13 protein-coding genes are annotated in these 15627 nt (G+C 67.2%); 6 read left to right on the top strand and 7 right to left on the bottom strand.

From position 1 onward, the window contains the following. Window positions 1-128: 128 nt before the first annotated feature. The 3 genes from PQB87_RS23420 to PQB87_RS23410 form a co-directional block, all read right to left on the bottom strand. Entirely contained in the window at window positions 129-707 is a 579-nt protein-coding gene (locus PQB87_RS23420) for a DUF3987 domain-containing protein (RefSeq protein ID WP_181523054.1), read from the bottom strand. Window positions 708-1062: 355 nt separating this feature from the next. Beyond that, window positions 1063-2157: a potassium channel family protein gene (locus tag PQB87_RS23415; protein ID WP_301862469.1), complete on the bottom strand. Its 1095-nt coding sequence runs from the start codon at window positions 2155-2157 to the stop codon at window positions 1063-1065. Window positions 2158-2239: 82 nt separating this feature from the next. Continuing rightward, window positions 2240-3574, bottom strand: coding sequence for an NAD(P)/FAD-dependent oxidoreductase (locus PQB87_RS23410; protein WP_027789332.1), 1335 nt, complete (start codon window positions 3572-3574; stop codon window positions 2240-2242). Between the two features lie 224 nt (window positions 3575-3798). Here PQB87_RS23410 and PQB87_RS23405 point away from each other — a divergent pair, with 224 nt between their 5' ends. From PQB87_RS23405 to PQB87_RS23390, 4 genes are all read left to right on the top strand, one after another. Continuing rightward, a complete protein-coding gene (locus tag PQB87_RS23405; protein ID WP_006485970.1) occupies window positions 3799-4653 on the top strand; it encodes a helix-turn-helix domain-containing protein in 855 nt (284 codons plus the stop codon). Between the two features lie 126 nt (window positions 4654-4779). After that, window positions 4780-6447, top strand: coding sequence for an ATP-binding domain-containing protein (locus PQB87_RS23400; protein WP_059697542.1), 1668 nt, complete (start codon window positions 4780-4782; stop codon window positions 6445-6447). A 160-nt stretch (window positions 6448-6607) separates the two neighbouring features. Further along, complete coding sequence (locus PQB87_RS23395; RefSeq protein ID WP_489243993.1) at window positions 6608-7051, top strand: hypothetical protein; 444 nt, start codon at window positions 6608-6610, stop codon at window positions 7049-7051. Window positions 7052-7132: 81 nt separating this feature from the next. Further along, window positions 7133-7369 (top strand): hypothetical protein, encoded by a 237-nt coding sequence (locus PQB87_RS23390; RefSeq protein ID WP_175829896.1) that lies wholly within the window; start codon window positions 7133-7135, stop codon window positions 7367-7369. A 54-nt stretch (window positions 7370-7423) separates the two neighbouring features. On the opposite strand, the gene PQB87_RS23385 is transcribed toward PQB87_RS23390, so the two are convergent. Then, complete coding sequence (locus PQB87_RS23385; protein WP_059686131.1) at window positions 7424-8983, bottom strand: methyl-accepting chemotaxis protein; 1560 nt, start codon at window positions 8981-8983, stop codon at window positions 7424-7426. A gap of 231 nt (window positions 8984-9214) precedes the next feature. On the opposite strand from PQB87_RS23385, the gene PQB87_RS23380 reads away from it, so the two are divergent. After that, window positions 9215-10729 (top strand): MDR family MFS transporter, encoded by a 1515-nt coding sequence (locus tag PQB87_RS23380; RefSeq protein ID WP_174413863.1) that lies wholly within the window; start codon window positions 9215-9217, stop codon window positions 10727-10729. Between the two features lie 59 nt (window positions 10730-10788). Here PQB87_RS23380 and PQB87_RS23375 read toward each other — a convergent pair whose 3' ends face one another. After that, the gene (locus PQB87_RS23375; RefSeq protein ID WP_111940909.1) at window positions 10789-11787 is read right to left on the bottom strand and encodes a quinone oxidoreductase family protein; all 999 of its coding nucleotides are present in this window, start codon (window positions 11785-11787) and stop codon (window positions 10789-10791) included. A gap of 131 nt (window positions 11788-11918) precedes the next feature. Between PQB87_RS23375 and PQB87_RS23370 the strand changes: the two genes are divergently transcribed. Further along, window positions 11919-12791, top strand: a complete 873-nt coding sequence (locus PQB87_RS23370; protein ID WP_111940731.1) for a LysR family transcriptional regulator — start codon at window positions 11919-11921, stop codon at window positions 12789-12791. A gap of 13 nt (window positions 12792-12804) precedes the next feature. Here PQB87_RS23370 and PQB87_RS23365 read toward each other — a convergent pair whose 3' ends face one another. Beyond that, window positions 12805-13890, bottom strand: a complete 1086-nt coding sequence (locus tag PQB87_RS23365) for a porin (protein WP_489244270.1) — start codon at window positions 13888-13890, stop codon at window positions 12805-12807. A 119-nt stretch (window positions 13891-14009) separates the two neighbouring features. Beyond that, a complete protein-coding gene (locus PQB87_RS23360; protein ID WP_226144197.1) occupies window positions 14010-15374 on the bottom strand; it encodes an MFS transporter in 1365 nt (454 codons plus the stop codon). Between the last annotated feature and the right edge of the window lie 253 nt (window positions 15375-15627).

Genomic DNA, 15627 nt, shown 5'->3' with positions numbered 1-15627 from the left:
CGTAGTCGCTCACCAGCTTTTCCGAGTTCAAACGGATTTCATCTTCCGGCCGAAAAAATGGCTAGTCCGTGTCAGCAATGAAGGCTAGATCCGTGCGCCGGTGGCCCACCATTCGGAGTAAGCCACCACTACTGCTCGGCATCCGAAGGAGTCGCCTTGCTGGATCGGTGCAACGACCTGGGCGCCCTCACCCTCAGGCGAATGAACTTGGCACTCCCGCGGCTGTCCAGCGACACCCAGTGGGCTTGACACAAGGCATGCAGCGCCCGCTTGCAACGGGCATCGTCGAGACCAAATCCAGGGGCCATGTCCGCGAGCTCTCCTCTGGTGACAAACGGACGGCGGCACCGGAGAACATGGACACGTAGCATGTGCACGAGTATGTCGATGTCGTTCTTGTCCGCTGCTGAAGGCTCTTTCGAGCGCAAAAGCACCTGGCTCGTCTCCTGCGCCAACCAGAACCCCAGCTCAGCAGCCACCCGCATCGTTGCAACCGAGATCAGCCCTTCATCGCCTTCGAAGCGATGAAGTACGCCAGCAGTTCGCGCCATGAGAACGGGAAGCCGCAATAGATACGGCTCCATTTCAGGCAATTGTCCGACGCTCCAGAACCGCGCCTTGATCATTTGCGGCATGCTATCGAGCATGCGACCTGCGGCCTCGGAAAATTCAAGAACTACCGGGTCGAAAGTGCCATCGCTGCGCATGCGCTTAAAGCCTCGATTCGATTGTCCTTGTTGCAGGTCGTAGTCTTTTACCGTTTTCGCATCCCCCGTGGGCGAAGCGGTTTCGCCGTCACACCCCTCAATCACAAAAAGCCAGCTAAGGCACCGATGAGCGCCAACGAATGTGCTATGCCGGCTTCGTCCAAATGAGCGCGCCATTCCTCGAGTATGCGCACACACAGTCGCACCAGACAGCGCACCTGCGGCGATCGGCGTTGATATAAGTTCCTCCAGAACGCCTACACGGTGCCTACACATGAGGAATGAAACAAAAAATTTATCGAGGGAAACGAACGCAATACATTGAAAATATTATTTTTTTAAGAATCATCCAACCCTAAACATCCGGATCCGGAATCCGCGCCGACTGAATCACAACCAGCGTGTCCCCTGCCTCGATCCGGCAAGGCGGGTCCTCGTAGAACGAAAAAATCTTCCCGCACCGATCGAGCCCGACGACGATCGCACCCGGCACGACGTTCGTCATGCAGCCGACCTCTTGCGGCATCGCCTCGCGCTCCAGCAGCGTCGCGCGCCCTCGCGTCGACAGCATGTCGTTCACGAACGGCACGATATAGCGGCTATGCACGGCGTCCGCGAGCAGCAGCGCGCCGATCTTCGTCGACGACACGATCACGTCGGCACCCGCCTGCCGCAGTTGCCGCTGGTACAGGTTCTCCTGGATCCGGACGACGATCTTCGTATCGGGCGCGATGCTGCGCACCGACAGCGTCAGCAGGATCGCGGTCGGATCGTCGGTCACCGAAATGATCACCGCCTTCGCCGAACGCACCTGCGCCTGCTGCAGCAGATCCTCGTGCGCGGGATCGCCGAGCAGCCCCGTCACACCGAGCGACGTCGCGGCCTCGAGCGCCTGCTGCTGCGAATCGATCACGATGACCGTCGCCGGATCGACGCCGCTCTCGAGCAATTCGCGTACCGCGATCGAGCCCGACAGGCCATAACCGCATACGACGATGTGATCGGACAATTGCTTTTGCAGGCGTTTCATGCGGAATTCCTCGACGACGCGCTGGATCACGAACTGATAGGCCGTGCCCAGGAAAATGAACCAGATGACGATGCGGATCGGCACGATGAAGAACGCATCGATGAGACGCGCCCGTGCGGTGATGGGCACGATGTCGCCGTAGCCGACCGTCGCGACCGTGACCATCGTGAAGTACACGAGATCGGCGACGGTCATCGGCGTGCTCTTGGTCGAATCGCGCAACCCGTCGCGATCGAGATACAGCACGAGGAACGCGAGCGTGCACAGCAGCGCGACCGCGCCGAGACGGAACAGCAGCGTGCGGCGCGGCGACGTCGCGCGACGCGTGAACAGCGTGCGCGCGCGCGGCGCCTGCCACGGGTTGCGCGCGCGACGCAGGCGTGAGCGCAACGAACGGCGCTGGGCGGAGGGCGATGCCAACGGGGAATCTCCTGAAGGATGCGGGCTCGATTCTACGATGGGTCGGCCGCGACCGGCCGACGTCATCGCATCGATTCGTCCGTTACAGCATGCTGCGCGGCCGCACCATCGTCCCGTCGACGAAGCGCTGCGCGCGAAACGCCGACAGGTCGAGCGACGGCGCGCCGGTGTCGATCCATTCGGCAAGCAGCCGCCCGACGATCGGCCCCATCGCGAAACCGTGGCCGCAGAACCCCGTCGCAATCGCGAGCCCGGACGGCGTGCCCGGCGCGTCGATCACCGGAATGCCGTCGGGCAGCACGTCGATCAGGCCGGCCCAGGCCTCGACGATCTGCGCGTCCTTCAGCGCGGGAAAGATCGTCTTGAGTTTCGCGAGTGCACGCGGCGCATGCGCGCGATTCGGCTGCGGCTGCGGATCGCGCGGCTCGATCGGCCCGGTCGCACCGTTGATGCGCGCAAGCGCATCGCGCCAGGCAGCCCCGTTCACGTGCAGCCGGAATTTGTCGCGCTGCGACCAGAACTCCGGCCAGAACAGGCTCAACCCGCGCAGGTGGCCGAGCGTCAGGTCGACGTCGACCTGCATGTCGTCGGCGAGATTGATCGCGCCGTTCTTGCGCTGCCGGATGCCGAGGCCGTGCCCCCACACCGTCGACGCCGACACCGGCGGCACCACATTGGTGCGCATGCAGGTACCGCGGACGGCCTGCTGCGGCAGCCGGATGCCGACGCCGTCGAGCAGCCGGAAGCTGGTCGCGCCCGCCGCGCAGATCACGCGCCGCGTGCGGATCGTGCCGCGCTCGGTCACGACGCCGACCACCGCGCCGCCGGCCGTCTCGATCGCGGTCACGCCGCAGCCTTCGAAGAAGCGCGCGCCGGCCTCGACGGCACGCGCGGCGAACGCGGCAGCCACCCGGCGCGGCTCGGCCTGCCCGTCGGTCGCCGTATACAGCCCGCCGAGCGTGCGTGCCTGCGGCGAAAGGCCGCTGACGCGCTCGTCGATCTGCGCGCGCGTCAGCGTGCGCGTGTCGAGTCCGTGCTCGCGCGCGACCGCGAGCCACGCGTTGAACGACGCCCAGTCCGTTTCGTTGTCCGCAATATAAAGACAGCCGCCCTGCCGCCATTCGAGATCGAAACCGAGGGTTTCCTCTAACGTTTCCCAGATCCGCATGCCGGCCATCATCAGCGGCACCTCGGCAGCTTCCCGGCCCTGCTGCCGCACGAAGCCCCACGCCCGTGTCGACTGCTGCCCGGCGATACGCGACTTGTCGAGCACGACGGCCTTCAGGCCGCGCAGACCCAGGTAATACGCGGCTGCGCAGCCCATGATGCCGGCGCCGGCGATCACGACGTCGGCGTCGGCCGGGAATGGCGTATCGCCAAGGGTCAGGGCATCGTGCAGCGGATAGGTGGTCGTCATTGTTTCCTGTCAGGGGTTAATACATCCGGATACGGGCGGCGGTGGTAACGTCGTGACACACCTTTCACACAAACGCACCTTTCACGACGCTGAATAACGACCATTTTGCGGTAAAGTTATCTTTTCCGCGCGTGGCCGGTCGGCTCGCCCCTGGACGTCACGAAGACTGTCCGTCGAGACTGCCGCAAGGCGTCGTTCTGAACGTCACGATCCGTTCCCGTAGCATGACCACTGAAGCAATCACCACGGATTCCCTCGCGGTTGCCGAGCGCGTGCGCGAGCTGATGACCCGCAACGGCATCGGCAAGCGCCAGCAGACCACCGAGCTATGCCGCATCCTCGACCTGAGCTTTTCGCAAGGCCATCGTAAGCTGCGCGGCAGCAGCCCCTGGACGCTCGCGCAGATCAAGAAAGTCGCCGAAGCGTACGGCGAACCCGCCGCCCAGCTGTTCGGCGCGCAAACGCTCGACCCCGGCATGGTCGGCGCCTATTCGCAGGAGGCCGTACTTTATGCGGGCGTCGCCGAGATTCCGTGCACCGCATGGATCGGCGCGCCGCTCGAAGCCGGCGCGCGCCCCGAATTCGTCGCGTACGAACAGAACGGCCGCTGGCGCGTGCTGCGCCACACCGGCGTGCTGTACCAGAACGCGTACGACGTGCACAAGATCGAGATCTATCCGCGCCGCGCGGAGAGCGACAAGCTCGTCGTCGCGGTGATCGACCCCGATCGCGTCAGCGCGACCGAGCTGTGCCGCTATCTCGAACGCCAGGGTTTCGCGACGGCCGCATTCGACGGCCTCGCGCCGTTCGTCGACGCGCTGCAGGGCCAGGCGTTCGACGCGGTCCTGACCGAATGGCTGTTCGACGACAGCACGGCCGCCACCGCGATCAAGGCCGTGCGCACGTCCGACAACCCGGGCGCGCCGATCTTCGTGCTGACGGGCGACCTGCTCACCGGCCGCGCGAGCGAGGCCGACATCAGCGAAGTGATCCGCGCGTTCGACGTCGTCTGCTACGAAAAACCCGCGCGCATGGCGATCCTCAGCGCCGATCTCGCGAAACGGCTCGCACGCGGGTAACGTCCCCGGGCCGTTCCCCGTCCGGACGGCCATCGTCCGCGCGGCACGGCGGTCGTGAACAGGGTCGTGGATCAGTACAATAGCCGCACCCGTTCACGCCCACGCCGGCATCCGCCGCCCGACGCCATGGCCCGCCTCATCCCCGACGACTGGAAAAGCCTCGCCGCGACCGGCGCGGCCGAACGCGAGCGCGAAACGCTCGCGGCCCTCGAACACGCGCTGCCCGACGGCTACACCGTGTATCACGGCGTGCACTGGACGCGCGCCGACCAGGCGTTCTCGGTGTTCGGCGAGGCCGCGTTCGTCGTCGTGAGCCCGGCCGGCCGCGTGCTGCTGATCGAGCAGAAAGCCGGCTTCCTGCGCGAAACGCCGAAGGGGCTCGTGAAGGTCTATCTGCAGAAGGAACGCAACGTCCCGATCCAGCTCGCGCGCACGCAGGAAACGCTGCACCGGCGCCTGACGGCCGCGCTCGGCGCGGGTGTCTACGGCGTCGAGGCGCTGCTGTACTGCCCCGACTACTCGATCCGCGACGCGTCGATCGCCGGCGTCGCGGCCGACCGCATCGTCGACGCGTCGCGCAAGGCGCAGCTCGCGCAGGTGATCCTGCGGATCCTGCCCGAGGACGACGAGCACTTTCCGAACGCGCCGAAACTCCACCATTTCCTCGCGGACGAGCTCGCACTCACGCCCGATACGAGCGCGCTCGTCGGGCAGGCCGGCACGCTTGTCACGCGGCTGTCGGGCGGGCTCGCCGCATGGGCGCGCCAGCTCGAATTCGCGCCGTTCCGGCTGCGCGTCACCGGCACGGCCGGCTCGGGCAAGACGCAGCTCGCGGTGCAGGCGATGCGCGATGCCGTCGCGGCCGGCAAGCGCGTGCTCTATGTGTGCTTCAACCGGCCGCTCGCCGACTACATCACGCGCATCGCGCCGCCCGGCGCGAAGATCGCGAATTACCACCAGCTGTGCGACTGGGTCGCGCGCGACGGCGGTTATACGCCGGACTTCCAGGTGCCCGGCGAATTCGAACGGCTCGAGGCGCGCTTCGCGCAAACGCCCATTTCCGAACGCTGGCGCTTCGACGTGCTGGTCGTCGACGAAGGGCAGGATTTCCATGCGCCGTGGGCGGCCGCGCTGGAACGCCTGCTGGTGCCGGACGGCGCATGGTGGTGGCTGGAAGATCCGCTGCAGAACCTGTACATGCGCGAGCCCGTCGCGCTGCCGGGCTGGGTCACGCTGAAGGCGCTCACGAACTACCGGAGCCCGCGCGACCTGCTCGAATTCGTGCGCGACATCGTCGGCAGGGTCGAGCCGCTCGCGGCCGAGCTGCGCTCGGGCAGCCCGTTCGACGGTTCGGATCCGTCGGTGTCGGCGTACGGGGAAGAAGGCGCGTCGCAAGACGCGTTGGCCGAAGCCTGCGTCGACGCGACCAAGCGGGCGATCACGCACGCGCTGTCGCTTGGCTTTCGCAAGCAGGACATCGCGGTGCTGTCGTATCGCGGCCGCGAAGGCTCGGTGCTCGCGCCGCTCGACCAGCTCGGCCCGCATCGGCTCAAGAGTTTCACCGGCAAGTACGACCTGTTCGGCAACCCGGAATATCGCGAAGGCGACGTGCTGCTCGATTCGATCTACCGCTTCAAGGGCCAGTCGGCGCCTTGCGTGATCCTCACCGAGGTCGACTTCGACACGCTCGACGCGCGTGCCGCGCGCAAGCTGTTCGTCGGCGCGACGCGCGCGACGATGAAGCTGCTGATCGTCGCGTCGTCGCGCGCGGCCGCGCAGCTCGCGGCGGGTTGAAATCGCTTTAGATTTCGGCAGGCAAGCCACCTGGAACAATCCCGTTTCTCCGGGCGCATTGACGTTCCAACCAAGACGAGACACGGACGAGCCGGCCGCAAGCGTCGCGAACGACACGCACAGAGCGCTGGATTACATACACCGGCAGGGGATTTCATTCATGGGCAACGTGACTTACCAAAGCGTGATCGGGCTCGACGACATGCCGACCTTCCACGATGCCGAACTCGTCACCATTGACCATCGTCCGACTGCTCGGGAATTGCGGCTTCGGTTTCGTCGAATCGACGGAAGGGTCGGCACGTTTCGCTTCACCGGCGTCATCTCCCAACGCGTAATCGATTTTGCGGAACAGAATGTCGTGTCACGCCTTCTGATATCCCCCGCATACGCGTTTTCGGCGGCCGACGTATGCGAGTGGCTGAAGTGGATGCACAGCCGGGAAGATTTCGAAGCAGCAAGCGTCGACGAGGCGCTGCTCGATCAATATCTGGCCGATCTCGACGCGAATCGCAAGGCGTTGTTCGTGCTCGAGCCTTCATGCGGCGCGGAAGTCGCCGTGCTGTGCGAGGCGATCGGGTTGAGCCTGGCCCCGGGCGTTTGAACTTGCGGCGGCATGAAGTGGCAAGCGAACTACTTGGGCGATCACGCAAGGGCACGTGTTCAGCAAACAATCCTTCGGGTCATGACCACACATCCGCTATTCAACCTGCTCGACCGCCTCGATACCGCGAAGATCCATTACACGTTGAGCCGCAACCGACCGGACAGCGTGCTGGTCTCGATGACGATAGTCGCACTGCGCGTCGAAGTAGACGTATTTCGTGACGGGCACATCGAAGTGTGTACGTTCACGGGTTCAGAGGCACCTTCCGACATCCCCGATCTGCTCGACCGGATCATCCGCGAGCACACGGACTGATCCGCGAGACGGGTTACGTCAACCGACAAACCCGCCACCACGCCACGCCGTCGCTCAAGCCACCCGGAACGCCCCCACCGCGCGACGCAACCCGTCCGCCTGCTCCTCCAGCGAAGCCGCCGCAGCCGCAGCCTGCTCGACGAGCGCCGCGTTCTGCTGCGAGACCTGGTCCATCTGCGACACCGCGCGGTTCACCTGCTCGATCCCGTCGCGCTGCTCGTTCGACGCGGCCGCGATCTCCGTCATGATGCCCGTCACGCGGCCGATCGCCTGCTGGATGTCCTGCATCGTCGTACCGGCCACGCCGACGAGCCGCGAGCCGTTCGCGACGCGCTCGACCGATTCGCCGATCAGCGTGCGGATTTCCTTCGCCGCCGACGCCGAGCGTTGCGCGAGCGTGCGCACCTCGCCCGCGACCACCGCGAAGCCGCGGCCCTGCTCGCCGGCACGCGCGGCTTCGACCGCCGCATTCAGCGCGAGGATGTTGGTCTGGAACGCGATCCCCTCGATCGTGCCGATGATGTCGGCGACCTTCTGCGAGCTCTGGTCGATCTCGTTCATCGTGCCGATCACCTCGCCGACCACGGTCGCGCCGCGCGTGGCGATCTCGCTCGCGGTGTCCGCGCAGGCCTGCGCCTCCACCGCGTTGTCCGCGTTCTGCTTCACGGTCGCGGTGAGCTGCTCCATGCTCGCGGCAGTCTCCTGCAATGCGGACGCCTGTTCCTCGGTACGCTGCGACAGGTCGGTGTTGCCGGCCGCGATCTGGTGCGTCGCCGTCGAGATCGCCTCGGAACCCTGGCTGACCTGGCGCACGGTGTCCGCGAGGCTGCGCTGCATGCCGGTCACGCCGTTGACCAGTTCGGCCATCTCGTCGCGCGACGACCAGCGCACTTCCGACGTCAGGTCGCCTTCCGACAGGCGGCGGAAATGCGACAGCAGGCGGTTCACCGGCTGCGTGATCGCGTAATGCAGGCCGATCGCGCAGCCGAGGCACGCGGCCAGGCCGAACGCGATACCCGCGATCGCGCCCGCACGCATCCAGCCGTAGTAGGTCTGCGCGGTGTCGTACACCTCCTTGCCGCGTGCGCCCTGGTACGCATCGAGCGCATCGGTCGCCTGCGTGAGCGCAACCGACAGCGGCGGCGCGACCGACATCAGCAGCCGGTCGGCCTCGTCGCGGCGGCCGTCGCGGACCGCGTCGATCATCGGCTTCAGCGCCTGCCCGATCAGCGCCTGGCGCGCGGCATCGAGGCGGCTCGCGAGCGGGCCTTCGTCGCCGTCGTGCGGCATCGACGCGTAGCCGCGCCACGCGGTGTCGGCCTTCGCGAGATAACTCTCGGCCTTCTTGACGAGATCGGGCACGTCCGGCGCTTCCGGGTGCAGCAGCGCGCGGTCGAGCGTCGTGCGCACGATCGTCAGGTTGAGACTGGCCGTCGACAGCGCGGTCTTCGCCGCCAGCTGCTGCGTATAGGCCTCGTCGAGCGCGCGGTTCGAGCTCTGCATGCCGGCGAGGCCGATCAGCCCCGACACGACGAGCAGCACGGCGACAAGGCCGAGCGTGGAGAAGATCCGCGTGCGGATCGAGAAACGGGAAAACAGGGCGTTCAGGTTCATGACGGGACGTGAGCGGTGAAAAGTGCCGCGGAAATCGGTCCGCAGCACGCTGTATTACGGATTGCCTGCAAAAAACTTGAGTCCGGCCCTGCTATCCGACTGATCCCGGTCAATTTTTTGCGTCGGCAATCTACGGTTACGGTTGCAACAGATCGAGGCTGGGCAGAAATTGACTGGTCAACTATCCATCGCTATAGTTCGAACCAATTCCCTGCCATGGCAGATATATCGATGACTACCGACACCCTCCTCACTCCGCCGGCCGCCGAAACGGCCCGCCGCGACGCGCCGACCGGGCTGATCGTCGCCGCGCTGCTGCTCGTCATGCTGCTGTCCGCGCTCGACCAGACGATCGTGTCGACCGCGCTGCCGACGATCGTCGGCGAGCTCGGCGGGCTCGACCAGTTGTCGTGGGTCGTTACCGCGTACCTGCTGTCGTCCACCGTCGTGCTGCCGTTGTACGGCAAGCTCGGCGACCTGTACGGCCGCAAGATCGTGCTGCAGGCCGCGATCGTGCTGTTCCTCGCCGGCTCCGCGCTGTGCGGCGTCGCGCAGGACATGACGCAGCTGATCGTGCTGCGCGCGCTGCAGGGGCTCGGCGGCGGCGGCCTGATGGTCGTGACGATGGCCGCGATCGGCGATCTGGTGCCGCCCGATCGCCGCGCGCGCTATCAGGGGATGTTCGGCGGCGTGTACGGCCTCGCGACGATCGTCGGCCCGCTGCTCGGCGGCTTCCTGGTCGAGCACCTGTCGTGGCGCTGGATCTTCACGATCAACCTGCCGCTCGGCTTTCTCGCGCTCGCGGTGATCGGCGTCGCGTTCCGCCCGCACACCGCGCACGTGAAGCACCGGATCGACTACATGGGCGCCGCGTTCCTCGCCACCGCCCTCACCTGCGTGATCCTGTTCACGAGCGAAGGCGGCTCGCTGCTGCCGTGGACGTCGCCGCAGCTGTGGATGACGCTCGTGCTCGGCGTCGTCGCGATCGGCGGCTTCATTTACGAAGAACGGCTCGCGGCCGAGCCGATCATGCCGCTCGAACTGTTCCGCCATCGCACCTTCGTGCTGGTCAGCCTGATCGGCTTCGTCGTCGGCATCGCGCTGTTCGGCTCGGTCACGTTCATTCCGCTTTACCTGCAGGTCGTGAAGGGTTCGACGCCGTCGCAGGCCGGGATGCAGCTGTTGCCGATGATGGGCGGGATGCTCGTGACGTCGGTCGTCAGCGGCCGGCTGATCTCGCGGCTCGGCTCGTACCGGATGTTTCCGATCCTGGGCACGCTGACCGGCGGCGTCGCGATGGCGCTGCTGTCCACACTGACGCTCGATACGCCGCTGCACACGATGTATGCGTACATGGCGCTGCTCGGGATCGGCCTCGGCATGGTGATGCCCGTGCTCACGCTCGCCGTGCAGAACACGGTCGAATTCCGGCACATGGGCGTCGCGACGTCGGGTGCGACGCTGTTCCGCTCGATCGGCGGCTCGCTCGGCGTCGCGGCGTTCGGCGCGCTGTTCTCGCACGGGCTGCAGTCGCGGGTGACGGCTGCGCTGCCGGCCGGCACGGAGCTGCCGCCCGCGCTCGGCCCGGCCGCCGTGCAGCAGTTGCCGGATGCCGTGCGCGACGCGTACCTGCATGCGTTCGCCGGTTCGCTGCACGTCGTCTATCTCGCGGCGGCGACGGTCATCGCGATCGCGTTCGTGCTCGCGTGGTTCGTCGAGGATGCGCCGTTGCGCAAGCACAACTGACTGGCCGGTGAACCGCGATGCAGCCGCCGGGCCGCCTCGCGATTCGCCGCCACCCGCCGTTACGGCACCAGCACGACCCCGCCCGTCGTCGCGCGCGACTCCAGCAGCCGGTGCGCGTCGGCCGCCTGTTCGAGCGGCAGCCGCGCACCGATCTCCACGTGCATCCCGCTCGCCAGCCGTTCGAGTGTCGCGCGCGCAGCCTCCCGATAACCGTCGACGTCGCGCGCGATGAAGCCGAGCACGCTCGGCCGCGCCAGCGCGATCGAGCGCGCCGGCCCCAGTTCGTCGAGATCGAACGTGTGCCGTGCGCCGATCGCGGCCACCTGCCCGATGCTCGCGACCATCCCGAACGGACGGACCGCACCGAGCGTGCGCGTCAGCACGTCGCCGCCGATTCCGTCGATCGCGTAATCGACCCCGGTGCCGCCGCCGAACGCGCGCGCCGCCGCGACGAAATCCTCCTCGCGATAATCGACGACCGCCTCGGCGCCATGCGTGCGCACGAGCGCGGCTTTCGCCGCCGACCCGACCGTGCCGATCACCCGCGCACCGAGCGCACGCGCCCATTGCGTCGCCAGCAGTCCTACACCGCCGGCGGCAGCATGCACGAGCACCGTGTCGCCCGCGCGGACCTGCCGGACGCGATGCATCAGCATGTAGACGGTGATCCCTTTCAGCAGCCCGGCGGCCGCTGCATCATCGCTCAAGCCGTCGGGGATCGGCACCACGCGCTCGGCCGGCATCGTGCGCAGGCTCGCATAGCTGCCGGTCGGCATGCCCGCATACGCGACGCGCTGGCCGGGGACGAGATCCGTCACGCCCGGCCCGACCGCGTCGATCACACCCGCCGCCTCGACGCCGAGCGCGTCCGGCAGCGCGGGCAACGCATGCGCGCCCGTCCTGAAATAGATGTCGACGAAATTCACGCCGATCGCGGTCTGGCGAATCCGTACCTCGCCGGCATCGGGCGGCGCGACGGGTGCATCGACGCGGCGCAGCACGCCGGCGTCGCCGTAGCGGTCGATCCCGATCCGGATGGCGGTCGTGGTTTGGGTCATGACGTTCCTCGCAATCGAATGAAGTGACACGATCATCCCATCGTGCATAATCGATCGGAATTCCCGCTGATCGCCCATCTACTGTGCAAAATTCGACCGATCGAGCATCCACATCCACGGCCGCGCCGCCGATGAGCTGGGACGACATCCGCTACTTCCTCGCGGTGATGCGCGGCGGCAGCCTGTCGGCGGCCGCGCGGACGCTGCAGGTTCAGCATTCGACGGTCGCGCGCCGCATCGACACGCTGGAATCCGCGCTCGGCATCCGGCTGTTCGACCGGCTGCCGCGCGGCTGGCCGCCCACCGACGAAGGGCTGCACCTTGCCGAGCACGCCGCACGCCTCGAAGCGGACGCGCATGCGTTCGCGCGCGCCGCCCAGGGTGCGGCTGCGCTCGACGGCGTGGTACGCGTATCGGCGTCGCCGGTGTTTGCCAGCCATTTCCTCGCGCCGCGTCTGGCCCGCGCGCAGCGCGCATGGCCGGCGCTGCGGATCGACCTGATGGGCGAGATGCACGCGGCGAACCTGTACGCGCGCGAAGCCGATCTCGCGGTGCGGCTGTCGCGGCCGACCGAGCCGGGGCTCGCGGCGCGGCGGCTCGGCACGATGCGCTTCGCGCTGTGCGCATCGCCGGAATGGGCGAGCGCGCCGCCCGACACCTGGACGTTCGTCGGCTACGACGACGCGCTCGCGCAAACGCCGCAGCAGCAGTGGCTCGAGCGTTTCGCGGCCGGGCGCCGTTTCGCGTTCATCGCGAACGACCTCGCCGCGCAGCATCGCGCGTGCGCGGCGGGCGCCGGCGTCGCGCTGCTGCCGCGCTTTCTCGTCGACGATCCGGCCGCGCAGGCCGGTGCGCCGCTCGTCGAACTGACCGCCGCGCCGCGTTGCGATATCGAGCGCGAAATCTGGCTCGTCGTCCACCCGGACGTGCGCCGCTCGCCGCGCGTACAGCGTGTCGCGGATGCGATCGCCGAGGCGGTTCGCGCGGCGGATGGGCGGCTCTGACGCCCCGGCTTCGTCAGAACCGCTGCTGTAGCCCGGCCATGATCCCCAGCTGGCTCTGCCCCGTTTCGACCGTGCCACCGGCGGCGACCGCCTTGCCTGCGGTCGCGCCGTTCAGCATGTAGCCGACCGACGTATAGACGCGCGTCCGCTTGGACAGCTGATGGTTGGCGCGCCCGGCCAGCAACGTCGCGTTCGCATTGCTCGCGGGCCCGCGTTGCAGATAACGCGTGCCTTGTGCATCGAACGTGACCGCAGGCGTCAGCACATAGGCAACGCCCGCGAAGACAATATCGGTCTGCAAATGGCCGGCCGCCGCGACGTTGTTCCTGATCCATCCCGCACCGAGCTTCGCGCGCCCCACCACCGCATAGCCGCCGACGACGCCGTGCGTGCTCGTATGGGCGCTGCTGTCGAGCGGCGCCGACGCGCCCGCCCCGCCGCGCTTCACGTCGTAGGACGCCGCGACGCCAAAGCGCGCCGCGTCGTAAGCGACCAGCGCCGTATATTGCCGGCAGGCGAGCGGATTGCCCGGCACCTGCCCCGCGCAGCCGGTCGCGGAAGGCCCGGCCGGCCCGGCGGCATCGCGGCCGAAGCTGTAGGTGCCGCCGATCGTGAGCCCGCGGAACTTGCCCAGGTAACCGATCGCGTTGTCGCTGCGCGCATTCGGCAGATAGGCGTCGAAGTTGCTCGGCGAATGAATGGACGGCCCGATCACGTCGGCGTTGGCCAGCGCATGGGCCGTCATGTTCATTTGCCTGCCGAGCGTGAGCGTTCCGTATGCGCTGCTCAGCCCCACGTTCGCCTGCCGGCCAAACAGTCGCCCGCCGTAGTTGAGCCGACCGGTGCCGGGCTGAAAGCCGTTCTCCAGCACGAAAAACGCCCGGTTGCCGCCCCCCAGGTCTTCGGTACCCTTCACGCCCCACCGCGACGGCAATTCGCCGGTCAGATGCGGCATGCCCACCGCCGATCCGCCCTTCGCCGCATGGTTGTAGTACGAAACGCCGGTGTCGACGATGCCGTACAGCGTCACACTGCCCTGCGCCTGTACGGTGCCCGTCGTCGCGGTCAGCGACGATGCGAACACACTCCACCCCAGCATCGCCTTCGACGCCCTTGAATCGAGATGCATGACTGACTGTCCCCTTCACAGGATGCGGGCCGCGGCGTCGCCGTGCGCGAACGGCCGGCGGCCGCGCGCCGGCGCCGCGGATAAGCCGTTCAGGACTGCCGGGCGGACGGCACGTGCCGTTCGGCGGCCGAAGCCGCCAGGCCGTGGCGCGACGCCGAGCGCCGCTGATCGATCAAGCCGACCGCGACGGCCGCCACCAGCGCGGGCAGCCCGATCGCCATGAAGTTCTGTGCCAGCGGCAGATCGATGCCCACCAGCACGCCGATGACGATCGGCGCCAGGATCGCGCCGCTGCGGCCCACACCCAACGTCCAGCCGATACCGGTCGATCGGATCGCCATCGGATAGAACTGCCCCGCATATGCGCAGTTGACGATCTGCGTGCCGATCGTCGACGCACCCGCGAGGCCGACCAGCACGAACAGCAGCGCGGTCGGCATCGGGTAGCCGAGCAGCGTGATCGACACGGCGGCAAGGAGGTACATCGACACGAGCACCGTCTTGATCGGCAGGCGATCGGCCAGCCAGCCGCCGCCGATCGCGCCGGCCATCGCGCCGGCGTTCAGCACCAGCACGAACGTCAACGCCGAGCCGAGGCTGTAGCCGGCGCCCGCCATCAGCCGCGTCAACCACGAACTGAGCGCGTACACCATGAACAGGCACATGAAGCACGCGATCCAGAACATGACCGTGCTGAACCCGCGGCCGTCGTCGAACAGCTGCCGGACCGGCGCGTTGCCCGCGTGGTCGGCGCGCGGAACGACATAACAGTCGCCCGGTTGCGGCCGATAGGCGGGATCGAGCCGCTGCGCGATGCGCGCGAGTTCGTCCGTCCTGCCGTGCCGGATCAGGAACGGCAGCGATTCCGGCATCCATTTCATGAGCAGCGGGACGAGCAACACCGGCGCGCCCGCGGCGACGAACACGGATTGCCATCCATGGGCGTCGATCATCCCCTTGCCCATGACCGCCGCCAGCATGCCGCCGACGGAATAGCCGCTGAACATCAGCGTCACCAGCGTATTGCGCACGCGGCGCGGCGCGTATTCGGTCATGTGGGCGATCACGTTCGGCATGACGCCGCCGATGCCGATGCCCGCGAGGAAGCGCGCGACGCCGAACAGCACGGGCGTCGGCGCCAACCCGGCCGCCGCGGTAAAGACGCTGAACAACGTCAGGCAGGCCGCGATGGCCCGGCGGCGCCCGATCCTCTCGGCGACGGTCCCGAACACGATGTTGCCGAACATCATGCCGAACAGCGCCGAGCTGACCATGAAGCCGGCCTGCGCGGGGTTGACGCCCATCTCGTTCATGATCGCCGGCAGCGCGATGCCGGCCACTGCCAGGTCGTAACCGTCGAACACGATGATCAGCGCGCACCAGAACAGCACGACGCCGTGCAGCTTGCCCAGCCGCGCATCGTCCGAGAGCGCCTGCAGGTTGATTTGACGCATGGAGCTTCCTTCCTTTTCCAGAGGGGATCCGGGCCCGGCGGTAGCCGTCGCATGACGCGAGTTCGAACCAATACGGTCGATCGACCCATCAATTTAGTAGTTGTACGAATCATTGCCATGAAATGCGCCGCTGTTCGTCCGGCTGCCGGCGCAGTGTAGGAAGCCACAATGATTTCCACTATCCGGAATTTGCAGGCCGCTCGCGAATCCGGTTCGTTTTTCTCGTGCGGCACGCCGTGCGCTATCCGGATTT

The sequence above is a fragment of the Burkholderia sp. KL41 genome (genome assembly GCF_057005415.2).
This window is presented reverse-complemented; position numbering and strand designations above follow the sequence as displayed.

Excerpts from the sequence above, each read along its gene's own strand:
- PQB87_RS23420 (WP_181523054.1), bottom strand. The coding sequence starts at position 707 with ATGCGCAGCGATGGCACTTTCGACCCGGTAGTTCTTGAATTTTCCGAG.
- PQB87_RS23410 (WP_027789332.1), bottom strand. The coding sequence starts at position 3,574 with ATGACGACCACCTATCCGCTGCACGATGCCCTGACCCTTGGCGATACG.
- PQB87_RS23405 (WP_006485970.1), top strand. The coding sequence starts at position 3,799 with ATGACCACTGAAGCAATCACCACGGATTCCCTCGCGGTTGCCGAGCGC.
- PQB87_RS23400 (WP_059697542.1), top strand. The coding sequence starts at position 4,780 with ATGGCCCGCCTCATCCCCGACGACTGGAAAAGCCTCGCCGCGACCGGC.
- PQB87_RS23395 (WP_489243993.1), top strand. The coding sequence starts at position 6,608 with ATGGGCAACGTGACTTACCAAAGCGTGATCGGGCTCGACGACATGCCG.
- PQB87_RS23390 (WP_175829896.1), top strand. The coding sequence starts at position 7,133 with ATGACCACACATCCGCTATTCAACCTGCTCGACCGCCTCGATACCGCG.
- PQB87_RS23385 (WP_059686131.1), bottom strand. The coding sequence starts at position 8,983 with ATGAACCTGAACGCCCTGTTTTCCCGTTTCTCGATCCGCACGCGGATC.
- PQB87_RS23380 (WP_174413863.1), top strand. The coding sequence starts at position 9,215 with ATGACTACCGACACCCTCCTCACTCCGCCGGCCGCCGAAACGGCCCGC.
- PQB87_RS23375 (WP_111940909.1), bottom strand. The coding sequence starts at position 11,787 with ATGACCCAAACCACGACCGCCATCCGGATCGGGATCGACCGCTACGGC.
- PQB87_RS23370 (WP_111940731.1), top strand. The coding sequence starts at position 11,919 with ATGAGCTGGGACGACATCCGCTACTTCCTCGCGGTGATGCGCGGCGGC.
- PQB87_RS23365 (WP_489244270.1), bottom strand. The coding sequence starts at position 13,890 with ATGCTGGGGTGGAGTGTGTTCGCATCGTCGCTGACCGCGACGACGGGC.
- PQB87_RS23360 (WP_226144197.1), bottom strand. The coding sequence starts at position 15,374 with ATGCGTCAAATCAACCTGCAGGCGCTCTCGGACGATGCGCGGCTGGGC.